At 40.5% G+C, this 21976-nt stretch carries 27 protein-coding genes; 19 read left to right on the forward strand and 8 right to left on the reverse strand.

Annotated features, from left to right (window positions below; translation table 11 throughout):
- Positions 1 to 21: 21 nt before the first annotated feature.
- From serA to metK, 5 genes are all read right to left on the reverse strand, one after another.
- A complete protein-coding gene (gene serA, locus AAEY68_RS13410) occupies positions 22 to 1251 on the reverse strand; it encodes a phosphoglycerate dehydrogenase (protein ID WP_024594074.1) in 1230 nt (409 codons plus the stop codon).
- A gap of 9 nt (positions 1252 to 1260) precedes the next feature.
- Positions 1261 to 1914, reverse strand: a complete 654-nt coding sequence (gene rpiA / locus AAEY68_RS13415) for a ribose-5-phosphate isomerase RpiA (RefSeq protein ID WP_024591469.1) — start codon at positions 1912 to 1914, stop codon at positions 1261 to 1263.
- Between the two features lie 53 nt (positions 1915 to 1967).
- Positions 1968 to 2564, reverse strand: coding sequence for a 5-formyltetrahydrofolate cyclo-ligase (locus tag AAEY68_RS13420; protein WP_024594072.1), 597 nt, complete (start codon positions 2562 to 2564; stop codon positions 1968 to 1970).
- 18 nt (positions 2565 to 2582) lie between these two features.
- Entirely contained in the window at positions 2583 to 3131 is a 549-nt protein-coding gene (locus AAEY68_RS13425; RefSeq protein ID WP_024594071.1) for a hypothetical protein, read from the reverse strand.
- Positions 3132 to 3306: 175 nt separating this feature from the next.
- Entirely contained in the window at positions 3307 to 4458 is a 1152-nt protein-coding gene (metK, locus tag AAEY68_RS13430) for a methionine adenosyltransferase (protein ID WP_007584761.1), read from the reverse strand.
- A gap of 304 nt (positions 4459 to 4762) precedes the next feature.
- Here metK and tkt point away from each other — a divergent pair, with 304 nt between their 5' ends.
- From tkt to AAEY68_RS13470, 8 genes are all read left to right on the forward strand, one after another.
- The gene (gene tkt, locus AAEY68_RS13435; protein ID WP_024594070.1) at positions 4763 to 6754 is read left to right on the forward strand and encodes a transketolase; all 1992 of its coding nucleotides are present in this window, start codon (positions 4763 to 4765) and stop codon (positions 6752 to 6754) included.
- Between the two features lie 184 nt (positions 6755 to 6938).
- Positions 6939 to 7253 carry a pyrimidine/purine nucleoside phosphorylase gene (gene ppnP, locus AAEY68_RS13440; protein ID WP_002958974.1) on the forward strand — a complete coding sequence of 105 codons (315 nt, stop codon included), beginning with the start codon at positions 6939 to 6941 and terminating at the stop codon, positions 7251 to 7253.
- A gap of 177 nt (positions 7254 to 7430) precedes the next feature.
- Positions 7431 to 7787 carry a ribosome hibernation-promoting factor, HPF/YfiA family gene (gene hpf, locus AAEY68_RS13445; RefSeq protein ID WP_007584763.1) on the forward strand — a complete coding sequence of 119 codons (357 nt, stop codon included), beginning with the start codon at positions 7431 to 7433 and terminating at the stop codon, positions 7785 to 7787.
- 202 nt (positions 7788 to 7989) lie between these two features.
- Complete coding sequence (locus AAEY68_RS13450; protein WP_154903690.1) at positions 7990 to 9165, forward strand: NRAMP family divalent metal transporter; 1176 nt, start codon at positions 7990 to 7992, stop codon at positions 9163 to 9165.
- Positions 9166 to 9236: 71 nt separating this feature from the next.
- On the forward strand, positions 9237 to 9692 hold the full coding sequence (locus tag AAEY68_RS13455; protein ID WP_024594069.1) for a GNAT family N-acetyltransferase: 456 nt from the start codon (positions 9237 to 9239) through the stop codon (positions 9690 to 9692).
- An 18-nt stretch (positions 9693 to 9710) separates the two neighbouring features.
- Positions 9711 to 10127, forward strand: a complete 417-nt coding sequence (locus tag AAEY68_RS13460; RefSeq protein ID WP_024594068.1) for a GNAT family N-acetyltransferase — start codon at positions 9711 to 9713, stop codon at positions 10125 to 10127.
- Between the two features lie 59 nt (positions 10128 to 10186).
- Positions 10187 to 10501 (forward strand): helix-turn-helix domain-containing protein, encoded by a 315-nt coding sequence (locus tag AAEY68_RS13465; protein ID WP_024594067.1) that lies wholly within the window; start codon positions 10187 to 10189, stop codon positions 10499 to 10501.
- Between the two features lie 341 nt (positions 10502 to 10842).
- Entirely contained in the window at positions 10843 to 11790 is a 948-nt protein-coding gene (locus AAEY68_RS13470) for a hypothetical protein (RefSeq protein ID WP_305137831.1), read from the forward strand.
- Between the two features lie 59 nt (positions 11791 to 11849).
- On the opposite strand, the gene AAEY68_RS13475 is transcribed toward AAEY68_RS13470, so the two are convergent.
- Genes AAEY68_RS13475 through AAEY68_RS13485 form a run of 3 tightly spaced genes read right to left on the reverse strand, consistent with a single transcriptional unit; the run spans position 11850 to position 14179 of the window.
- Positions 11850 to 13037, reverse strand: a complete 1188-nt coding sequence (locus tag AAEY68_RS13475) for a vWA domain-containing protein (RefSeq protein WP_350586109.1) — start codon at positions 13035 to 13037, stop codon at positions 11850 to 11852.
- Between the two features lies 1 nt (position 13038).
- Complete coding sequence (locus AAEY68_RS13480) at positions 13039 to 13887, reverse strand: AAA family ATPase (RefSeq protein ID WP_010554437.1); 849 nt, start codon at positions 13885 to 13887, stop codon at positions 13039 to 13041.
- A 52-nt stretch (positions 13888 to 13939) separates the two neighbouring features.
- Entirely contained in the window at positions 13940 to 14179 is a 240-nt protein-coding gene (locus AAEY68_RS13485) for a DUF1653 domain-containing protein (RefSeq protein WP_024594065.1), read from the reverse strand.
- A gap of 60 nt (positions 14180 to 14239) precedes the next feature.
- Between AAEY68_RS13485 and AAEY68_RS13490 the strand changes: the two genes are divergently transcribed.
- The 11 genes from AAEY68_RS13490 (at position 14240) to rpoS (ending at position 21825) form a co-directional block, all read left to right on the forward strand.
- Complete coding sequence (locus tag AAEY68_RS13490) at positions 14240 to 14719, forward strand: DUF2947 domain-containing protein (RefSeq protein WP_010554439.1); 480 nt, start codon at positions 14240 to 14242, stop codon at positions 14717 to 14719.
- A gap of 74 nt (positions 14720 to 14793) precedes the next feature.
- Positions 14794 to 15429 (forward strand): hypothetical protein, encoded by a 636-nt coding sequence (locus AAEY68_RS13495; RefSeq protein WP_024594064.1) that lies wholly within the window; start codon positions 14794 to 14796, stop codon positions 15427 to 15429.
- 37 nt (positions 15430 to 15466) lie between these two features.
- Positions 15467 to 15754 carry a cell division protein FtsB gene (gene ftsB, locus AAEY68_RS13500; protein ID WP_007584772.1) on the forward strand — a complete coding sequence of 96 codons (288 nt, stop codon included), beginning with the start codon at positions 15467 to 15469 and terminating at the stop codon, positions 15752 to 15754.
- Positions 15744 to 16445 (forward strand): 2-C-methyl-D-erythritol 4-phosphate cytidylyltransferase, encoded by a 702-nt coding sequence (ispD, locus tag AAEY68_RS13505; protein ID WP_290293826.1) that lies wholly within the window; start codon positions 15744 to 15746, stop codon positions 16443 to 16445. The genes ftsB and ispD overlap by 11 nt, the downstream gene beginning before the upstream one ends.
- Positions 16442 to 16939, forward strand: coding sequence for a 2-C-methyl-D-erythritol 2,4-cyclodiphosphate synthase (gene ispF, locus AAEY68_RS13510; RefSeq protein WP_007584774.1), 498 nt, complete (start codon positions 16442 to 16444; stop codon positions 16937 to 16939). The genes ispD and ispF overlap by 4 nt, the downstream gene beginning before the upstream one ends.
- A complete protein-coding gene (gene truD / locus AAEY68_RS13515) occupies positions 16936 to 17988 on the forward strand; it encodes a tRNA pseudouridine(13) synthase TruD (RefSeq protein ID WP_024594063.1) in 1053 nt (350 codons plus the stop codon). Before ispF ends, truD begins: the two co-directional genes overlap by 4 nt.
- The gene (surE, locus tag AAEY68_RS13520; RefSeq protein ID WP_007584778.1) at positions 17969 to 18733 is read left to right on the forward strand and encodes a 5'/3'-nucleotidase SurE; all 765 of its coding nucleotides are present in this window, start codon (positions 17969 to 17971) and stop codon (positions 18731 to 18733) included. Before truD ends, surE begins: the two co-directional genes overlap by 20 nt.
- Positions 18723 to 19361, forward strand: a complete 639-nt coding sequence (locus AAEY68_RS13525) for a protein-L-isoaspartate(D-aspartate) O-methyltransferase (RefSeq protein ID WP_007584780.1) — start codon at positions 18723 to 18725, stop codon at positions 19359 to 19361. Before surE ends, AAEY68_RS13525 begins: the two co-directional genes overlap by 11 nt.
- Before the next feature lie 9 nt (positions 19362 to 19370).
- Positions 19371 to 19949, forward strand: a complete 579-nt coding sequence (locus tag AAEY68_RS13530) for a YqaA family protein (RefSeq protein WP_007584782.1) — start codon at positions 19371 to 19373, stop codon at positions 19947 to 19949.
- A gap of 41 nt (positions 19950 to 19990) precedes the next feature.
- Positions 19991 to 20815 carry a peptidoglycan DD-metalloendopeptidase family protein gene (locus AAEY68_RS13535; protein WP_024594062.1) on the forward strand — a complete coding sequence of 275 codons (825 nt, stop codon included), beginning with the start codon at positions 19991 to 19993 and terminating at the stop codon, positions 20813 to 20815.
- Between the two features lie 35 nt (positions 20816 to 20850).
- A complete protein-coding gene (rpoS, locus tag AAEY68_RS13540) occupies positions 20851 to 21825 on the forward strand; it encodes an RNA polymerase sigma factor RpoS (protein WP_007584786.1) in 975 nt (324 codons plus the stop codon).
- The last annotated feature ends 151 nt before the right edge of the window (positions 21826 to 21976 follow it).

Genomic DNA, 21976 nt, shown 5'->3' on the forward strand with positions numbered 1-21976 from the left:
TCTTAATATCAAAAGTACTTATTAATGTAAAATACGTGCTCTAATTGTACCCTCAACAGCGCTTAGTTCTTTAAGTGCTACTTCAGATTGATCTGTATCTACATCAATAACTACATAACCAATAGATGCGTCTGTTTGTAGGTATTGCGCAGCAATGTTAATACCGTGCTGTGCAAACGCTTGGTTAATTTGCGTTAGTACACCAGGGCGGTTGTGGTGCACGTGTAATAAACGGCTACGATTAGCAAGCTCAGGCAGCGATACTTCAGGGAAGTTAACGGCAGTAATAGTTGAGCCATTATCTGAGTATTTAGCCAGTTTACCCGCTACTTCAATACCAATGTTTTCTTGCGCTTCTTGTGTAGAACCACCAATGTGCGGCGTTAAAATAACATTGTCGAATTGGCGCAGTGGCGATACAAATTCTTCATCGTTAGACTTTGGCTCAGTAGGGAACACATCGATTGCTGCTCCACTTAGTTTTTTCTCTGTTAGTGCTTCTGCAAGTGCATCAATATCAACAACAGTTCCGCGTGAAGCATTGATCAAAATAGATCCCTGCTTCATAACAGCAAGTTCTGCGCTACCAATAAGATTTTTAGTTTGCGGTGTTTCTGGTACGTGTAAACTAATAATATCAGAGCGTTGTAACAGCTGAGTTAGGTTGTGAACTTGCTTTGCATTACCGAGTGATAATTTATCTTCGATATCGTAATATTCAACGTTCATACCGATATTTTCAGCCATAATACCTAGCTGAGTACCAATGTGACCGTAGCCAATAATACCTAATGTTTTACCACGTGCTTCAAACGAACCATTTGCTGTTTTTAACCAGCCACCACGATGAGCCGCTGCATTACGCTCTGGAATACCGCGTAATAAAAGTAGGATTTCACCAAGTACAAGTTCAGCAACTGAACGAGTATTAGAAAATGGTGCGTTAAATACAGCAATACCGCGTTCGCGTGCTGCATCTAAATCAACTTGGTTTGTACCAATACAAAAACACCCAACAGCAACTAGCTTGTCAGCTGAGTCTAATACGGCTTGGTTAATATGAGTACGAGAACGAAGTCCTACAAAGTGAACATCTTTAATGCGCTCTTTTAATTCGTCCTCAGGTAAGGATGTTTTAACGTAGTCGATATTGCTGTAACCGTTACGTTTTAGCGTTTCAACAGCGCTTTGGTGAACACCTTCAAGCAAGAGAATTTTAATTTTGTCTTTTGCTAACGATACCTTACTCATAACCTCATCCTATTTAATTTGTGGCCCATTTTTAGTACCGATAATCACTTTATCAGCACCACGCATTGCAAATAGGCCGTTGGTAACTACGCCAACAATTGAATTTATTTGTGCTTCAAGTTGTTTAGCATTGGTAATTTTTAAGTTAAATACATCTAATATAACGTTACCGTTATCGGTAACTACGCCTTGGCGATAAACAGGGTCACCACCAAGCTTTAATAATTCTCGTGCAACGTAGCTGCGAGCCATTGGAATAACTTCTACCGGAAGCGGGAAGTCGCCTAATGTTTTTACTAATTTGGTGTCATCTACAATGCACACAAATTGTTTAGCTACAGCGGCTACTATTTTTTCGCGAGTAAGGGCTGCGCCGCCACCTTTAATCATTTCGTTTTGATCGTTTATTTCGTCAGCGCCGTCAACGTATACATCTAAAGCAGCAACGTTATTAAGCTCAAATACTTCAATACCTAACGCTTGTAAGCGCGCGGTTGAGGCTTCTGAGCTTGATACAGCGCCTACAATAGTGTCCTTTACTGAACCAAGGGCATCAATAAAGTGATTAACAGTAGAGCCTGTACCCACACCTACAATAGTGTTTTCTTTTACAAACTCGAGTGCTGCCCAAGCAGCTGCTTTTTTTAATTCGTCTTGTGTCATTGCTTTGTGCTCATGTATGTCAGAAATATGCGGTTAGTAATCAAATTTAATTGTTACCAACAGTATGTTTTATCTGGGGTGATAATGGTTTTAAGTGGTACATCCCACGACTCGATTGGTAGGGCCTCAACTTTTTGGCATTCATGTGCAAGGCCAATTAGTTGTGGTTTTTGCCAATTTTGTTCGTGCAAACGCGCCAATGTCCGGTCGTAAAACCCACCTCCCATTCCTAGGCGATTACCTTGTTTATCAAATGCAACTAATGGCATAAGGAGGTAATCAAGCACTGGTAATGGGCATATTTGAGAGCAGTTCAGCTCAGGCTCCAAGATACCATAGCGATTTGCTCTCATGGGTGAGTTTTTCTCATAGCGCTGAAATAGTAAATTAGCGCCATTGAATGGGTGTATTATAGGTAGGTAAACGGTATGGTTTAAACTCCATAATTCTTTAATTAACAATGAAGTGTCTAGCTCCCCATCGTTACTTAAGTAAATGGCAATATTCTTTGAATTCGTTGTTTTTTCGCTTTTTAAATGTTGAATAAAATTCATTTTTAGCGATTGCGCAGCAATTATTTGCTGATTATTTGACAAGTTTTTACGGGTGTTACGAATTTCCGCTCTTATTTTTGCGCGTTTATTGCTCATTAAATTAATTAGCCATTCTTAAAAAGAGAATAAATCGGGAAAAATTAAAAAAACAGCCAGTACGACTAGCAAAATGGTGGCAGTTGCAATCAATGAATATAAAAGTAAGTTACTGCGTTTTTTAGGAGGCGCTAAATCATCACCTAGCATTAGATCGTCACCTTGCCATTCGTCAATACTTTCGTCTGGTGCTTTTAACTGAGCTTCAGGAAGGCGTTGCTCTAACTCGTCTAACTTTTCTTCAAGGCGAATTAAGCTGCTAGTGATGTAATCGAGTGCATCAAAAATACGTTCATCACGTTGATTGTTATTTGCAGCAGGGTTTGAGCCATTTTGAATGATGTTTGAAACAGCTTGAAGCTTACTTTTAATGCCTAAGCCTGCTAGTAACTTAGCCTGTTTTAACGCTTTGTCTTTATCGCTTGGTGCAAACAGTGGCTTACCTTTAAAAAAAAGAGCTACTTTTTCATCTGACGTTTTTAATTTTGCAGCTAAATTTGTACATGCTGTTTTTATGTCAACGTTATCGGCAAGTCCTGAAAATATAACGCGAAAGTTATCGGCCATTTAACTGTCCCTAAAGCTTTTATAATGAAATAAGTATATACCTAAAGTACAAAAGAATTCGAGGTCGATTTAATAGTTATTTTGTAGACGCTCTACAAACAATATAGCGAATAAGTTTTAGATGTAAAAACGGCCCTTAAAAGGGCCGTTTTTAATTTACTACAACAATTTTGGCTTAAAGGCCGGCAGCTGCGCGAAGTGCGTCTGCTTTATCTGTACGTTCCCAAGGGAATTCGTCACGACCAAAGTGGCCGTAAGCCGCTGTAGGAAGGTAGATAGGGCGCTCTAAATCAAGCATTTGAATTAAGCCGTAAGGGCGCAGGTCAAAATGTTCACGAATAAGCTCGATTAAACGGCTTTCTTCTAGCTTGCTTGTACCAAACGTTTCAACGCTGATAGAAGTAGGCTCTGCAACACCAATTGCGTAAGAGACTTGTAGCTCACACTTGTCAGCAAGACCAGCAGCAACAATGTTTTTAGCAACGTAACGTGCAGCGTATGCTGCTGAACGGTCAACTTTTGATGGATCTTTACCAGAGAATGCACCACCACCGTGACGAGCCATACCACCGTATGTATCTACAATGATTTTACGACCAGTTAAACCACAGTCACCCATTGGTCCGCCAATTACAAAGCGACCTGTTGGGTTAATGAAAAACTTAGTTGCACTTGTAATAAGCTCTGCAGGGAGTACCGGCTTGATGATTGTTTCCATCACAGCTTCTACTAAATCTTTTTGCGAAATGTCTTCGCTGTGCTGAGTAGAAAGTACAACAGCATCAATACCTACAGGTTTGCCATTTTCGTATGCAAAAGTAACTTGAGATTTTGCATCTGGACGTAACCAATTAAGCTCGCCGCTTTTGCGTACTTGCGCTTGGCGCTGTACTAAACGGTGTGAGTAAGTAATTGGAGCAGGCATTAGTACTTCTGTTTCGTTACATGCGTAACCAAACATTAAGCCTTGGTCGCCAGCGCCTTGCTCTTCTGGGCTAGTACGGTCAACACCTTGGTTAATGTCTGGAGACTGTTTACCAATAGTGTTTAAAATTGCACATGAATCGGCATCAAAGCCCATGTCTGAATTTGTGTAGCCAATGTCACGAATTGTTTTACGTGTAATTTCTTCGATATCAACCCATGCGCTAGTAGTGATTTCACCACCAACCATAACCATACCGGTTTTTACGTAAGTTTCGCATGCAACACGGGCATGAGAGTCTTGCTCTAGGATAGCATCAAGTACCGCATCAGAGATTTGATCGGCGATTTTATCCGGATGACCTTCAGAAACTGATTCAGAAGTAAATAAATGTTTTGCCATTGTAATTCTGCTCACAAATATTGCGCTTCACAAACGTCGGTATTAGCGCTAAAAAATTAAGGGGCGTATTTTATCGAAAACAAAACACCTTGCATAGTGTTTTTACGCCTAGACGTCTAAATAAAATTACTAATAACTTTTTGGTCTTAAAAAATATTCATAATGCCTCACTTTTATAGGGTTTTTAATTGCACACAGCCCCCACAATAAGTAAGAATGGTCGGTATAAACGAACCCAAGTTACTTGGGTGCATAAACAAACACATAAATACCCGCGCAAATACACATAAAGGTAGGAGAATTCATGCCATCTCGCAAAGAACTTGCAAATGCTATTCGCGTCTTGTCAATGGACGCAGTACAAAAGGCCAAATCTGGTCACCCTGGAGCCCCTATGGGCATGGCTGATATCGCAGAAGTATTATGGCGCGATTATCTAAAACATAACCCAACGAATCCAGAGTGGGCTGACCGTGACAGATTTATTCTTTCAAACGGCCACGGTTCAATGCTTATCTATTCTCTATTGCACCTAAGTGGTTACGACTTACCACTGGACGAAATTAAAAACTTCCGTCAAATGCATTCTAAAACACCAGGTCACCCTGAATATGGTTATGCACCAGGAATCGAAACTACTACGGGTCCATTAGGTCAAGGGATCACAAATGCAGTAGGTATGGCAATTGCTGAAAAAGCACTTGCTGCACAGTTTAACCGTGAAGGTCACGATATTGTTGATCACTTTACCTATGCATTTATGGGCGATGGTTGCCTTATGGAAGGTATTTCTCATGAAGCAGGTTCACTTGCAGGCACATTAGGTCTGGGGAAACTTGTTGCATTTTGGGATGACAACGGCATCTCAATCGATGGCGAAGTAGAAGGTTGGTTTACAGATGATACACCAGCTCGCTTTAAAGCATACGGTTGGCATGTAATTAGTGGTGTTGATGGCCACGACAGCGATGCTGTAAGTGCTGCAATTGCAGAAGCAAAAAGCGTTACCGATAAACCTTCACTAATTTGTTGTAAAACAATTATTGGTTACGGCTCACCTAATAAATCTGGTAGCCACGATTGTCACGGTGCACCACTAGGTGATGACGAAATTAAAGCGTCTCGCGAATTCTTAGGTTGGACTGGCGATGCGTTCGAAATTCCTGATGATATTTACGCACAATGGGATAGCAAAGAAAAAGGTCAGCAGCTTGAATCAAGCTGGGACGAAAAATTTGCAGCATACGCAAAAGCATACCCAGAGCTTGCAGCTGAATATAAGCGTCGTATTAATAACGAACTGCCTGGCGATTGGGCTGAAAAATCTCAAGCGTACATTGAGCAATTACAAGCAAACCCTGCAAACCCAGCGTCTCGTAAAGCATCGCAAAATGCATTAAACGCATTTGGTCCGTTATTACCAGAATTTATGGGTGGCTCAGCCGATTTAGCTGGCTCAAACTTAACAATTTGGGATGGCTCTAAAGGTTTAACACGCGATGATGCAAGCGGTAACTACATTTATTACGGTGTGCGTGAGTTTGGTATGTCGGCAATTATGAATGGTATTGCCCTTCATAAAGGCTTTATTCCTTACGGTGCTACGTTCTTAATGTTTGTTGAATATGCAAAAAATGCTGTGCGTATGGCTGCATTAATGAAGCAACCAAGCATTTTTGTATACACGCATGATTCAATTGGTTTAGGTGAAGATGGTCCAACTCACCAACCAGTAGAGCAAATTGCAAGCATGCGTTTAACGCCTAACTTATACAACTGGCGTCCATGTGACCAAGTTGAGTCGGCAATTGCATGGCAACAAGCTATTGAGCGTAAAGACGGGCCTACATCGCTTATCTTTACTCGCCAAGGTCTTGAGCAACAAGCACGTGACGCACAGCAATTAGCAGATGTTAAAAAGGGTGGTTACATCCTTAGCTGTGACGGCAATCCAGAGATTATCTTTATTGCGACGGGCTCTGAAGTGAAACTAGCACAAGATTCAGCAACTGAGCTACGCAGCCAAGGTAAAAAGGTACGTGTTGTATCTATGCCATGTACTGATGCCTTTGAAGATCAAAGCGCAGCATACAAAGAAAGCGTATTACCGGCATCTGTTTCACGCCGCGTAGCAGTAGAAGCTGGTATTGCTGACTACTGGTACAAGTACGTAGGTCTAAACGGCGCAGTAGTAGGTATGACTACCTTTGGTGAGTCAGCACCTGCAGGCGAGCTGTTTGAGCACTTTGGTTTTACAGTGGCAAACATTGTAAGCAAAGCAAACGAGCTTTTTTAATCGCTTCGATTAAATAAAGTAAGTAATTGAAAAACCCGCACATGTTGCGGGTTTTTTTATGCCCTTACATGAAGCAACTTCACCTTGATCAATGCAGCTTTCCTTGCAAGAAAGTAAGCTATCAGGCAAGGTAGTGCGATAATATTTATAAATAAAAATCTTAAATTAATAGCAGGAGCTAAAAATGCCAAAGTTCGATAACGTGAGTGTAGTAAAAAAAGCCAATGTATATTTTGACGGAAAAGTGTCGAGCCGTACCGTTATTTTAGGTGATGGCGAAGCGAAAACGTTAGGCTTTATGCAACCAGGTGAGTTTGTTTTTGATACAAACCAAAAAGAGTGCATGGAGCTTTTAGCTGGCCAATGGGATATTTTATTACCAGGTGCAAGTGAGTGGAAAACATTTAACGCGGGTGAATCGTTTAATGTTGATGCAAATGTAAGCTTTAAAGTAAAAGTATCTGATTTTGCTGACTACTGTTGTTCGTACACAGATTAATCAGTACAGCTAGACGTCTGAAAGCCCATGCACTATGGGCTTTGCATAAACTTTGCGCAACGCATGATTTAAATCACCAAAAACCGCAAATAAACCTCAAATATCTCTCTTTTTTCCTTGTGTTAATCTAAATAGCCCCCAATACTATTTATGAGGTAACAAATAAAAGGATACCCTATGAAAATTAATCTTTCTGGTCACCATGTTGAAGTTACTGACTCTATTAGAGAGCACATCAACGAAAAATTTTCAAAAATCGAGAGCCATTTCCCATCGCTTATTGCACTCGAAATTATTTTGTCTAAAGAACATCATAAAATCCAAGCTGAAATTAGCACTAATTATGAAGGCACGCGCATATCGGTAAAAGGGGAAAACGAAGTTATGTACCCTGCCATTGCAAGTGCAGCTAAAAAACTCGATGCAGCACTAAAACATCGAAAAGGGCAGATAAAAGCAAACTTACACGAAAAGCCTGTTAGCACTACACCTGAAATCGCACACGAGATCATCCAAGAGATGGATCTTAAATAAAATTTAGTCACAAAGTATTGTAAAAAAGAGCCGTATGGCTCTTTTTTATTGCCTGTAATTTAGGTAAGTTATGCGTTCTTGCAGTTTATTAATTATAAAAATTAATAAAAAGAACACACAACACACATATTTTGAGAAATTAATGCACACAATAAAAGCAGTATGGAAGTCTCGACTAGGTGCGCTTGGGCCTGGAATACTCATGGCAACAGCCGCTATTGGCGGATCTCACCTAGTTGCCTCTACGCAAGCTGGGGCAATATTTGGCTGGCAATTATTTTGGCTTATCCTCGTTGTTAATGTTTTAAAGTACCCGTTTTTTCGCTTTGGTATGGAATACACACTCGCCACTAAAAATAGCCTAGTGGAGGGCTATAAAAGCAAAGGTCCGTTTTACTTCTACAGTTTTATTGGCTTAAACATTGTTGCCGCTGTTGTTAATACCGCCGGCGTATTACTGCTTACCGCAAGCTTACTGCATTACGCCTTACCCGTGGTTATTGAAGTAACCTTGCTTTGCTGGATGCTGCTGGGTGTATGTTTAGTTATATTGCTACTTGGACACTTTAAAGCGCTAGATAACGTTGCCAAAGGTATTATGGGGCTGCTTACGCTCGCTACTTTGATTGCCCTTGCCATTGCATTTAGTAACGGCCCAATGGCACCTGCTGATTATGTGGGACCTTCACCGTATGAACTTGCCATGCTTAGCTTTATGGTGGCTTTAATGGGCTGGATGCCAGCCCCTATCGAAATATCTGCATTAAGTTCTTTATGGCTAAAAGAAAAACAAGCGCAGCAAACAGTTTCTAAAAGCCAAGGCTTGTTCGATTTTAACGTAGGTTACTGGCTTACAGCTGGCTTAGCCTTGGTATTTTTTAGCTTAGGTGTATTAGTGCAGTATGGGCAAACCAGTAGTATAGAACTCGGCGGTGTTGCGTTTGCCAAGCAGCTTATTGATATGTACGCATTAACAATAGGCGAGTGGGCAAGGCCGCTGGTATCAGCAATCGCTTTTTTATGTATGTTTGGCACCACACTCACCGTGCTAGATGGCTACGCCCGCACGCTTAACGAGTCTCATAAACTACTTGGCTTTGGGCAATCAAAACACAGCTTAAATATTTGGTTAATACTACAAGCACTTGCCGGTATGGCCGTTATTTTATTTTTTAAATCAGCCCTTGGCCCCATGCTTACTTTTGCGATGACGCTTTCATTTGTTACAACGCCTGTATTTGCATGGCTCAACTTTAGCCTTGTGCGCTCAGAGCCTGCTATAAAGCATAGCGTTTTACTACGTAGTTTAACGTGGTTAGGTTTGGTGTACTTAGTTGGGTTTGCTGTCGCTTTTGTAGTGTGGAAACTAGCATTCTAAATATAACCACTTACTTTAGGGTTTTAATTAAAGCCCTAAAGCATTAAATTCTAGGGTTAAACGAGGTATAAATGGATATTAGAACAGGTGAGCTTTCAAACCCACACGTTATAAAGCTACTACAAGCGCATCATAACGATATGTTAAAACACTCACCCGTTGAGAGCGTACATGCACTTGATGTGAGTAAACTCACTCAGCCCGATATAACTTTTTATAGCTTATGGATTGATAATAATTTAGCGGGTGTTGGCGCTTTAAAAGCACTAAATACAACGCATGGCGAAATTAAATCAATGCGCACATCAAGCAACTATTTACGCCAAGGCATCGCTGCTAAATTGCTCACGCATATTATTGAGCAAGCAACTTTGCGAGGTTACAAAAAGTTAAGCTTAGAGACCGGCACGGCAAAGGCATTTTTGCCCGCACAAAAGCTTTACACTCAATTTGGTTTTAAAGAATGCGAACCATTTGGTGATTATGAGTTAGATCCGTACAGCTTGTTTATGAGTAAAGTGCTTTAAAAGTGAGTAGGGGATATTATGGTTTATAAAGTTGAATTTAAAGCCCCAGCACTGGATGAATTTGCTAATTTACGTACACAAGTAAAGTGGCAAAATCCTGACGATAAAACATTAAAAGCAAGCATCGAAAACTCACAGTTTTGGGTTGCCGTGTACGACACTGATAAGTTGATAGGCACTGGTAGAGTGATTGGTGATGGCGCAATGTATTTTTATATTCAAGATGTAATTGTTGCGCCAAGTTATCAAAGCAAGGGCATTGGTCATTTAGTTATGACCCACATTGAAAACTATCTAAGCAGCACCTGCTCTAATGGCGCTACAATAGCTTTATTAAGTGCTCACGGTAAAGAAAGTTTTTATACACAGTATGGTTATGTAAAACGTGATGGCGATGTTTTAGGGCTCGGAATGTGTAAGTTTATTAGCAAGTAATAATAAATATTGCTGCATGATATAAAGATTATTTAGATAGCTTTCAAAGGCATGGCGCAATGAGCAAGCGTGATTTATTTTCAGAATTAACTACAACTCTTGGTGATGCTAAAGCGCATTCACAAGGAAAGCTTACGTTACGTTCTCATAAGGTAAATGATATCAACGACCTTGCTATCTCATCGGATGAAATAGTAAATATTCGAGAAACATTTAATATGTCGCGTGGTGTGTTTGCTAACATTCTACATACCTCAGCAAGAACGCTTGAAAACTGGGAACAAGGACGCAGTGCACCTAATGGGCAAGCGATAATATTGCTAAAACTTGTGCAGTGTCATCCTGAGACGCTAAATCATATAGCTGAGTTGTAAGTTCCTTTGGATTATTTATTATTTTAAAAGACAAAAAGAAAGACGCGATCTATTACTTTCTTGTGGCAGCTAAGAGCGTGAAGCAGTCATTCAGCTGAGTTGTAATTAGATTAGTAATCATAAGAGAAAACTTTTCTTTTTTCACATGTTTAAATAACCTACAGTAAGCCTAATATTTATAGCTGGCAATAGCTTACACTATTTGCTATTAATGTAATTTCACAAAATAAGGATGTTTTCACGCTAAGATAGGTAAAGTGTCCTCTGATAAAGTTGTTATATGAATCCTTATAAATCGGTGCATCATTCTGAAACTAATATCTGACTATCTTAAATTTTGGTTGATAAACTATTTCTCAAAATATATTTGCCCAGACCGTTTTTCATTAAGTTCTGATGAAACGAAAAAATACAACTTCTTTGAAGTGCATATTTTTGTCCCTGAAGGGGAAATCAAAGAACTTGCTAATATTCCATCTAAAAACCGCGGGGCGCTAAGAATTAATTTTGAATTCATGCCTTCGAAAAATTCAGCTAGATGGGGAGGTATTCTAGCAGGACGTATGAAGAGAAGGCACGATTCTGAATTTTCAGACTGTTTAATGTCCATTGATTACCTCCGATATGCTCGAATTGATGTGAATTACTATTTTAAAGGTTGGGATGTTCGTGAACAGAAATGTTCACTTTATATGCTTATAAAGTTATTTTTGTTAAGGGCTACCGGAGCAATATATTTAAGTATACTCAAACACAAAATCTTTACTTATTTTCGTAAAGTAACCGTTTTTAGACGCCTTAGAACACCACTCAGAAGTAAATTCGAAATTTATGAAGCTCTGATGAATAATGATGATTTTCTTCAGAGAGGTACATTTAGGAAAAGTGAGTTATCAAAATCATTATTTGGTAACCACTATGTAGGTGAATTTAAAGTTTATCAGCAAGTATCTCAATCTTTAGATTGGATTCTTGAGTCCTGCGTTGAGGATGGAGAAGTTCAAAAAATCTCGCATCAGAATGAAAATGACCCATTGTATAAAATGAAAGGAAAGGGCATACATTACTTTACCCTTACAAAAGAAAGCATAAAAAACAATGAATCTGCAAACATTATTCAAAAGCGACAGGTGGCAATTCAGAGACGAATGGCTTGGCTTACATTTTTACTTGTAATAGGTACCTTTCTTACGACTATTGATAAATGGGAAAAAGCCAAAGAGCTATTTATATCAATCGTGGAACCTATTTTCCCATATATTGAAATGGTTCACAGTACATTCACATAACAAGGAGCTAAGGTTACGACCGTCCGCCACTGACACTGGGCTGTCATTGATATTAACTATCAACTCAGCTCTTTTATCGCTCTACTTATCCCATCTAAACTAAGGGCATACATGCGGTTGTTCATTAACTCTTTTATAAAGCCAATAGATTGATAGTACGGCCAGTGTTCAACGGGTTGTGGGTTGAGCCAGGCGACTTTATCAAAGTGGTTTGTGACACGTGATAACCAGGCACTGCCGGGATCTTCATTGTAGTGTTCTACCGAGCCGCCAGGGTAGGCTATTTCGTAAGGTCCCATAGTGGCATCGCCAACAAATATTACTTTATAGTCGCTGGTAAATTTATTAATCAGCGTCATGGTGTCAATCACGTTTGAATGGCGGCGTGCGTTGTCTTGCCAAACGTGCTCGTATAAACAGTTATGAAAGTAGTAAAACTCTAGGTGTTTAAACTCGCTGTGAGCGGCGCTAAATAATTCTTCGCAGGTGTGGATGTAGTCATCCATTGAGCCGCCAATATCAAACAGCATCAATACTTTTACTGCATTGTGGCGTTCGGGCGCCATTTTTACATCAAGCATGCCGCCTTGTTTTGCAGTAGCGCGAATAGTCTCGTTTAAATCAAGCGTGTCGCTTGCGCCAGTGCGGGCAAACTTACGTAGTTTTTTAAGGGCGAGTTTAACTGTGCGCGAACTAATTTCTCTGTCGGTGTCGAGGTTTTTGTATTCTCGTTTATCCCACACTTTTACCGCTTGGCGGTTACGGTTGCCGTCTTGCCCTATACGCACACCTTCTGGGTTATAGCCGTATGCACCAAAAGGTGATGTGCCGCCAGTGCCCACCCATTTATTGCCGCCAGCGTGGCGTTTTTGCTGCTCTTCTAAACGCTCTTTTAGGGTTTTCATAAGCTCATCGAGCCCGCCCATGGCTTTAAGTTGGGCTTTTTCTTCATCGCTTAGGTTTTTTTCAAACTCTTTACGTAACCAATCTTCAGGTAAGTTGTGCTGTTGCTTTAAACTCTCGAGTAAATCAAGGTCGGCAATACCGCTAAAGTAGTCGCTAAAAGCTTTGTCGAATCGATCAAAGTGCGTTTCATCTTTTACCATTATGGTGCGTGCTAAATGGTAAAAGGCGTCTATATCGGCAAATATAACGCCTTTTTTTAAGGCGTTAATTAAATCAAGTAGCTCGCGCAGGCTTACAGGCAAGCGGTATTCACGCAGTTTGAAGAAAAACGCAATCAACATCTTAACGGCGGCTCATAAAGGCAAGTTTTTCGATTAGGCTTATGTCTTGCTCATTTTTAAGTAATGCGCCGAACATTGGCATTAAGCCACCTTTTTTAGCTTTGTCGTGCAGTGTTTTAGCGTCTATGTCTTCTGCCATAAGTAGTTTAAGCCAGTCGAGTAATTCGCTGGTGGAAGGTTTCTTTTTAAGGCCGTTAGCTTCGCGCAGGTTAAAAAACACTTCGAGTGCTTGGCGTACTAAATCCTGTTTAACGTTAGGGTAGTGCACGTCAATAATTTGCTGCATTTCGTCGCTGCTAGGAAAGTCAATATAGTGAAAAAAGCAGCGGCGTAAAAATGCGTCCGGTAATTCTTTTTCGTTATTTGATGTGATGATCACAATAGGGCGCTCTTTTGCGACAATGCGCTCGTTAGTTTCGTAAACATGAAACTCCATTTTATCAAGCTCAAGTAGTAAGTCGTTTGGGAACTCTATGTCGGCTTTGTCTATTTCATCAATTAAAAGCACTGGGCGTTTGCCGTTAAGCTCTGCATACGTAAATGCCTGCCAAAGCTTACCTTTAACGATGTAGTTGCCAATATTGTGTACACGTTCGTCACCTAATTGGCTGTCGCGCAGGCGCGAAACCGCGTCGTACTCGTATAAACCTTGCTGCGCTTTAGTGGTCGATTTTATGTGCCACTGAATAAGCGTGGTATCTAGGCTTTTAGCCAACTCCTCAGCCAGCATAGTTTTACCTGTGCCAGGTTCGCCTTTAATTAAAAGTGGTTTTTCAAGCATAATGGCAGCATTTACAGCTTGTTTAAGTGCGCTACTCGCTATGTAATTGTCAGTTGAATTAAATTGCACGGTGTACCCTTGTCTGGTCTGAGGAGTAAGTTATTTTGTTATAATGCCATAGTTAAACGGCAGGTCCAAGGTAGGCAAAACGCTGTATGACCTCACCTTCTTTTTCAACAGTTTCTAAAAACATACTAAGTGGGCGCGCCCACATACCAAATTCACCATAGAGTGCTTGATAAATCACAAGCTGCTCCTCGGTTTCGCTGTGGGTGGCAACATGAACAACTTTGTATTGCGGCCCTTTGTAATGTTGGTATATGCCTGGTTTGAGTGAAAGTGGTTTTATTGCTGTAGTCATGTTTTGATCTCTTGTATAATTTGGCTTTGCACTTTTAATGTTAACTAATTTGCCAATACTATGAACTATATTTCGCTAGATGATTACAAAAAAGCATGGGTTTTTCGTCATAAAGACTTACCTGTATCAGATGAAGACGCAGTAAAAATAAAGCCTATGGGAGATGAGCGCGCAGCCGTACTTTGGACAACCATGGTAAGCCGTGAGTTTGATCACCCAGATTTTTTTGAAGACACCGATTGGTGTGGCCAAGAAAAAAGCTTTAGCCAAGAAGTAGATTGGCAAGATGCGTGGGAAAATGGTGATGCGCAACCACCAGAAGCAATCTTAACGTTTTTAGATTGGGAAGCTAACACCACTGTTTATTTTTGTATGGCACGCGATAATATTATCGAAACAACATTTGATGTATTTAAACGCAATTGGCAAAACTTTATGTTTTTAGCTGATGGCAGTTTGCTGATTGGTAAAAAGCGTAATACGGTTGTGCAATTTTTAGAATCAGGTAAAGCAAAATTAGGTGAAAAGCCAAGCGCTTAATTAGTGCGCTGCGCTTAAAAAACATTCAATACTGTGTTATAAAACATTTATCTGAATATTTTTGAGTACAGCTTTTGGTCGCTAAAAATCAGTTACTTGGTACTCAGCAGCAAGTTGAAATTTGGCAAACTGATGCACAAAAAGTGTTGTATGCACAATTGTGCAATGCGTTTTATCAGCGTGAGGTTCAGCGATTAGTTGCAGAGCCTAATGCCGATAAACTGCGCCGTCAGTTAAAAAGCCTACCTTATTATATTGAGCGAGCTGCAACGTTAGTTGCCAATGGTGACACGCCTTTTACGCTGGACGCGCAAAATGGTACGTGGCTTGAAAAGCAAAAACCGACCCCACCCGATGTGAATGTTCAAGCTAATGAACTTTTTTATCAAACGTATGCCAAAGTGGGGCTTATAGTGCCCGTTATATTACATGGCTACGATCAGGTGCGTCTTAGAATAGACAGTATCGATCAGTTAGGCGAAAATAAGCTGCATTGTAACGAGCTTGGTTGGTTTGATTTTTTAGGAAATGGGCTAGAGCAGCAAAATGCTCAGTTAATAAAGCCAAGTAAAGTGAGTTTAACCGCTGCATGTTGCGGGCATCAGTGGCAATTTTCGAAGCGTTGTATGCCACGGGTTTTATCACTACGCGAAATGCTTTTAGCGGGTAGTATTAATTGGCGCAATTTAAAGCGCCCCTTAGCGTATTAAAGTTAAGGTATTTGGAATTTAAAATAAGGAGTGTTAAATGCGTATTTTTCAAGTTGGCTTACTGTGCTTAGCACTGTTTGTACAATACAGATTATGGTTTGGTCATAATGGTTTACAAGACTACACACGGCTAAAAGGTGCTGTAGCGTCGCATCAAGAAACCAACGAAAAGCTCATTAAACGTAATAAAGTACTTAAAGCAGATATTGAAGACTTAAAGCTTGGCCAAGAAGGCATTGAAGAGCGTGCACGCAACGAATTGGGAATGATTAAACCGGACGAAACATTTATTCGTGTTTTACCGGGCAAACAATATGACAAATAAACAGACTATTGCAGCAATTGTTCCTGCTGCGGGCGTTGGCAGTAGAATGCAGCACAATGCGCCTAAGCAATATATACAATTAGCCGGTAAAACCATTTTAGAACACACCTTAGCTAAACTTTCTCAATTATCTCAATTACGCACTATTGTTGTTGCCCTTAGCGACAGCGACCCCTATTTTGACGAACTCCCAATACTTGATAAGCGCATTGTTCGCGCCAGTGGCGGTAAAGAGCGTGCAGATTCAGTACTCAATAGCTTGCTTTTTTTAGCGCCTAACCCGCCTACATGGGTGTTGGTGCACGATGCTGCGCGTCCGCTAGTTAATATTAGTGATATAGAACGTTTAATTGATGAATGTATACGCGCTGATGAAGGCGGTATTTTAGCTAGCAAAGTAAAAGACACCATAAAACGCGGCCACACTCATGCCCTACAAACTGTGCCACGAGACGATTTATGGCAAGCACTTACCCCACAATTTTTTAAATATGACGAGCTTAAAAATGCATTGCAAAACGCATTAGCAAACGGGGCTACTATTACCGATGAAGCCAGTGCAATTGAGTGGGCGGGTAAACCGGTTAAGCTTGTAGCAGGTCGCAGCGATAATATTAAAATAACCACGCCAGAGGATTTAGACTTGGCTGGGTTTTTATTACATAAACAACAAAACGAGAGTGCATTATGATACGAATTGGCCATGGTTTTGACGTACATAAATTTGGCGGCGAAGGCCCGTTAACTATTTGTGGTGAAAAAATTGATTACCCACAAGGCTTTTTAGCGCACTCAGATGGCGATGTCGCTATTCATGCATTATGCGATGCTATTTTAGGCTCGCTTGCAATGGGTGATATTGGTAAGCACTTTCCAGATACGGCTAGCGAGTATGAAAATATCGACAGCCGTATTTTACTTCGCCATGTGGTGAGCTTAGCTAAAGAGCAAGGTTATGTAATTGGCAATGGCGATGTGACTATTGTTGCACAGGCGCCAAAAATGCTGCCACATATTCAAGCTATGCGCGCTAATTTAGCCAGCGATTTAAATTGTGACCTTTGCCAAATTAACGTTAAAGCCACTACAACCGAAAAGCTAGGCTTTGAAGGGCGCAGGGAAGGTATTTCGAGCCATGCAGTGGTTATTATGAGTAAAGAGTCTATGAGTACAAAAAACGCATGAGCGATTTAAATTATTTATACGGTGTTCCGCTTTCTAAAGCTGATTTTAAAACCACCGCTGAAGACTTTATGGTTGATGAAGACCTAGGTATAGAATTTACAGGCAGTGGCGAACACGTGTGTTTGCAGGTGGTTAAAAAAGGCGAAAATACGCAATATGTTGCCAAGCTAATTGCGCAGCGTGCGGGTGTTTCACCGCGAGACGTAAGTTACGCCGGCATGAAAGATCGTCACGGTGTGTGCTCACAGTGGTTTAGTGTAAAAGTACCGATTAAAAAGCCTATCGATTTTAGCGATTTAAATAGCGAGAGTATTTTTATTGTGTCGCAACAGCGCCACGACCGTAAATTACGCACGGGCTGCCACAAAGGTAATAAATTTACGATTACGCTTCGTAATGTAACCAAGCCCCTTGATATTTTATGCCGTATTAACGCAGTACGCGCAGGCGTGCCTAATTACTTTGGCGAACAGCGCTTTGGGCATGGCGGTCATAACTTAGTAATGGCTGAAAAAATGTTTGCCGGGGAGCGCATTCGCGATAAAAAACTGCGCGGTATTATTATTTCAGCAGCGCGTTCTCATGTGTTTAATCAAATAGTAAATTTACGTGTTAAAGAGCATGGTTTAGCTAAAACAATGCACCGTGAAGTATTTATGCTCAGCGGCAGTAATGCATTTTTTGAAGATGCAATTAACGACGAAAACATAGAGCGATTAGCCACTGGCGATATTATGATGTCGGCACCTATGGTGGGTAAAAGCGAAAAAGGTTTAACCGAACAAGAAAAAATATGGCTTGAACCTTTCCAAACATGGTGCGATGGCTTGGGTGAGCTAGGCCTTAAAAATGAGCGCAGGATGCTGCGTTTAATTCCGCAAAACTTAACGGTTGAGACCATAGATGAAACCAGTTTAAAACTGAGTTTTGGTTTGCCAAAAGGGTGTTTTGCAACTGCATTATTACGTGAGCTGGTGGATTATAAAGATGCTAGCCCTCGAGAGCGCAAAGAAAAGGATAATGACATAAATGAAGATACTGTTAAGTAACGATGATGGCGTAAATGCTAAAGGCATTGCGGTTTTATATCAGGCGCTTATACAAATTGCAGATGTAACCCTTGTTGCACCTGATCGCAACTGTAGTGGCGCAAGTAATTCTTTAACATTAATGAACCCGCTACGAGCAACTACACTCGAAAATGGTTTTATGTCGGTTAATGGCACACCTACTGATTGTGTACATTTAGGTGTAAATCAGTTAGCTGATGAAAAACCAGACCTTGTTGTTGCTGGTATTAACCATGGTGCCAATTTAGGCGATGATACGCTTTACTCTGGCACTGTTGCAGCTGCAACTGAAGGTCGCCATTTAGGCTTACCTGCAATTGCGGTATCGCTTTGCTCACATAAAGGTGAGCATTTTGAAACAGCCGCTGCTGTTACCGTAAATATTATTAAAGGTTTGGCTTCGCATCCGCTTCCAAAAGATCAAATAATAAATATAAATGTGCCAGACATTCCATTAAGTGAATTAAAAGGGGTGCAAGTAACACGTTTAGGTGCTCGTCATAAAGCAGAAACCATGACCAAACAAACCGATCCTTGGGGTCGAGATATTTATTGGTATGGATCGCTGGGCATAGAAAGCGATGCAGGTGAGGGTACCGACTTTTACGCAATCAATAACGGTTATGCCTCTGTTACGCCATTGAGTGTTGATATGACAGCCAAAGACAGCCTAAAAGCAGTAGGAGACTGGTTAGCCGATTTGGAGATTAATCGTGCTCGCTAATTATACCCGCAGTGCAAAAGCGCTATCTGACTTACTAAAGCGCGAAGGCGTTGAAGATACACAAGTACTGAGTGCTATAGCTGATATTCCGCGACATATATTCGTAGACGATGTGCTAAAACACAAAGCTTATGAAAATACGGCGCTACCTATTGGGCAAGGGCAAACTATTTCCCAGCCTTATATAGTAGCGCGCATGACAGAGCTACTTCGCTTAGCTGGTGTGCGCAATAAAGTGCTGGAAATTGGTACTGGCTCTGGATATCAAACTGCAATATTAGCCAAAACGTTTACAAAGGTTTATTCGGTAGAGCGTATTAAAACGCTTCAGTGGCAGGCAAAGCGTCGATTGCAGCAACTCGATTTATATAATGTAACCATGAAGCATGGTGATGGTTGGCAAGGCTGGCAATCACAAGCACCTTTTGATGGTATTATAGTGACTGCTGCGGCCTCTAAAGTTCCGCAAGACTTACTTGCTCAGTTAGCCGATGGAGGCGTGTTATTAGCGCCCATTGGTGAGAGCGATCAAAAATTAGTAATGGTTATCCGCGAAGGCGATAATTATAAAGAGCATGTTATTGCTCCCGTTAGATTTGTGCCGTTAGTACCTGGCGATATTGAATAGGAATTCATTTTGAAGTTGTTTACCAAGTTATACGATATGGCCCTAGTGTGGGCAAAGCACCGCCATGCGGAACGTTATTTAGCTGCAATGAGCTTTGCAGAGTCAGTTTTTTTTCCGATACCGCCCGATGTAATGCTTGCACCTATGTCGCTTGCGCAACCCAAAAAAGCATGGCGTTTTGCAAGCTTTGCCACAATAGCATCGGTTGTTGGTGGAGTAGTTGGTTACTTGCTTGGGTTTTGGCTATTTGAACCCGTTGTTGAGCCATTGATTGCACAAATGCACTGGCAAGAAAAGTTTGATATCGCATTAAATTGGTTTAAAGATTACGGTGTTTGGGTTGTGTTTTTAGCTGGTTTTTCGCCTATACCATATAAAGTATTTACCATTGGCGCAGGTGTTTTACAAATGGCATTTTTGCCATTTTTACTCGCATCGGCGATTGGACGTGGTGCGCGATTCTTTTTAGTTTCAGCCTTAATGAAGTGGGGCGGGGCTAAAATGGAAGCAAAATTACGTCAATATATTGAAATACTTGGTTGGGGATTAGTGGTATTAATTGCGCTAGCGTACTTTTTATTGCGTTAAGCGTTAAAAATATCAATTGTCTAATTTGGGAGAAAAATACAATGAATAAACAGTTTTTACTGTATGTGACTATATTTGTTGGTGTTTTTCTTTCTGGTTGCTCTTCTCGCCATATTCCAGCGCCTGTTAGCAGCCTAAATAATAATGTTAATGATTTAGGTCATACCATTAACATAAATGGCGATATTTATAAGGTGCAAAAAGGTGATACGCTCTATTCGATAGCCTTTAGCGCCGGTAAAGATTTTAGATTACTTGCAAAAAACAATTCAATTCCATCACCTTACACAATTTTCCCTGGGCAAAACATCTCCTTAACCCCCAAGCCCGAAAAAACAAAAAGGGATGAAAAATATACGAATTCGAGTAAAAAGTCTATAAAAAACACACAAAAAAATAACATAATATTAAAGAAAGAGCTTGATCCTCCAAAACAACGAGAGTATGTTCAGAAACAAGCCAGTAACAAAGTTAGTAATACTAAACGTTTGTCGAGCAGTAAAGTAAAGTGGTTTTGGCCTGCAAAGGGCAAAATTACCAAACGCTTTTCTAATAAGGAAAACGGTTATAAAGGTTTACAGATTACTAATCGCAAAGGGGCTTCAGTCTTAGCTGCGGCACAAGGAACAGTGGTATACGCGGGTAACGCTCTACGAGGTTATGGTAGTTTAATCATATTGAAACATAATGATGATTACCTAAGTGCTTATGCACATAACTCGAAATTACTTGTTAAAGAAAAGCAGAAGGTTAAGGCAGGACAAAAAATAGCAGAAATTGGTAATTCAGAATCTCCGGTCACCGCGCTTCGTTTTGAAATTCGCTACCGAGGGCAAGCTGTCAATCCTGCTAAATACCTACCCTAATTTTCAGGTATTGATAATTGCTCGGGAGAAGGCTTATGGCTAGCGCAGCAAAACTTGACAAACACACTACGACTGACGAAAAATTCGATGACATCGCTGCTGATGAAAGCACAACTTTACTAGATAAAGTAGAAGACGATGAAATCTTTGCAAAAGAAGAAGTAACTAAAAACCTTGATGCAACCCAACTTTATTTAGGCGAAATTGGTTTTTCTCCTTTGCTTAGCGCAGAAGAAGAAGTGTTTTTTTCTCGCAAATCACTTCGAGGTTGTGAAGCCTCACGCAAACGTATGATTGAAAGTAACTTACGTTTAGTTGTTAAAATAGCACGCCGTTACAATAACCGTGGCCTTGCTCTACTCGATTTAATTGAAGAAGGTAACTTAGGCTTAATTCGCGCTGTTGAAAAATTTGACCCTGAACGTGGCTTTAGATTTTCTACTTACGCTACATGGTGGATACGTCAAACAATTGAACGTGCCATTATGAACCAAACGCGTACCATTCGCTTACCTATCCATGTAGTTAAAGAGCTTAATGTTTACTTACGTACAGCACGTGAATTAACTCAAAAGCTTGACCATGAGCCAACAGCTGACGAAATTGCAGCTTGCCTAGACAGACCCGTTGAAGACGTAACTAAAATGCTACGTTTAAACGAGAGAATAGCATCGGTTGATATGCCGATTGGTGGTGAAAACGACAGTGTACTGCTTGATATCATCCCAGATGAAAAAAGTGCAGGCCCTGAAGGCGAAGTACAAAATAATGATATTAATAAACATATTGTAGATTGGTTAGGTGAATTAAACCCTAAACAACGCGAAGTGTTAGCACGTCGATTTGGATTGCTTGGCTATGAGCCATCTACACTTGAAGATGTAGGTCGTGAAATAGGCTTAACACGTGAGCGTGTAAGACAAATTCAGGTAGAAGCATTACGTCGTTTGAAAGACATTTTGCAACAAGAAGGTTTAAGTACAGATAGCTTGTTTAATCAGTTTTCGTAACTGGTTAAATAGTTTAAGAGACTATGTGTGTTAAAAAGCCGAAGAATTTATTCTTCGGCTTTTTTTATGCTTGTTGTCTCGTCCTGAAATGTGTTTACACATTTAGGATTTATTATGACCAAGTCAAATAATACACCGATCAAACGAACAC

The sequence above is a fragment of the Pseudoalteromonas sp. RB2-MNA-CIBAN-0110 genome, from assembly GCF_040309305.1.
Taxonomy (GTDB): domain Bacteria; phylum Pseudomonadota; class Gammaproteobacteria; order Enterobacterales; family Alteromonadaceae; genus Pseudoalteromonas; species Pseudoalteromonas arctica.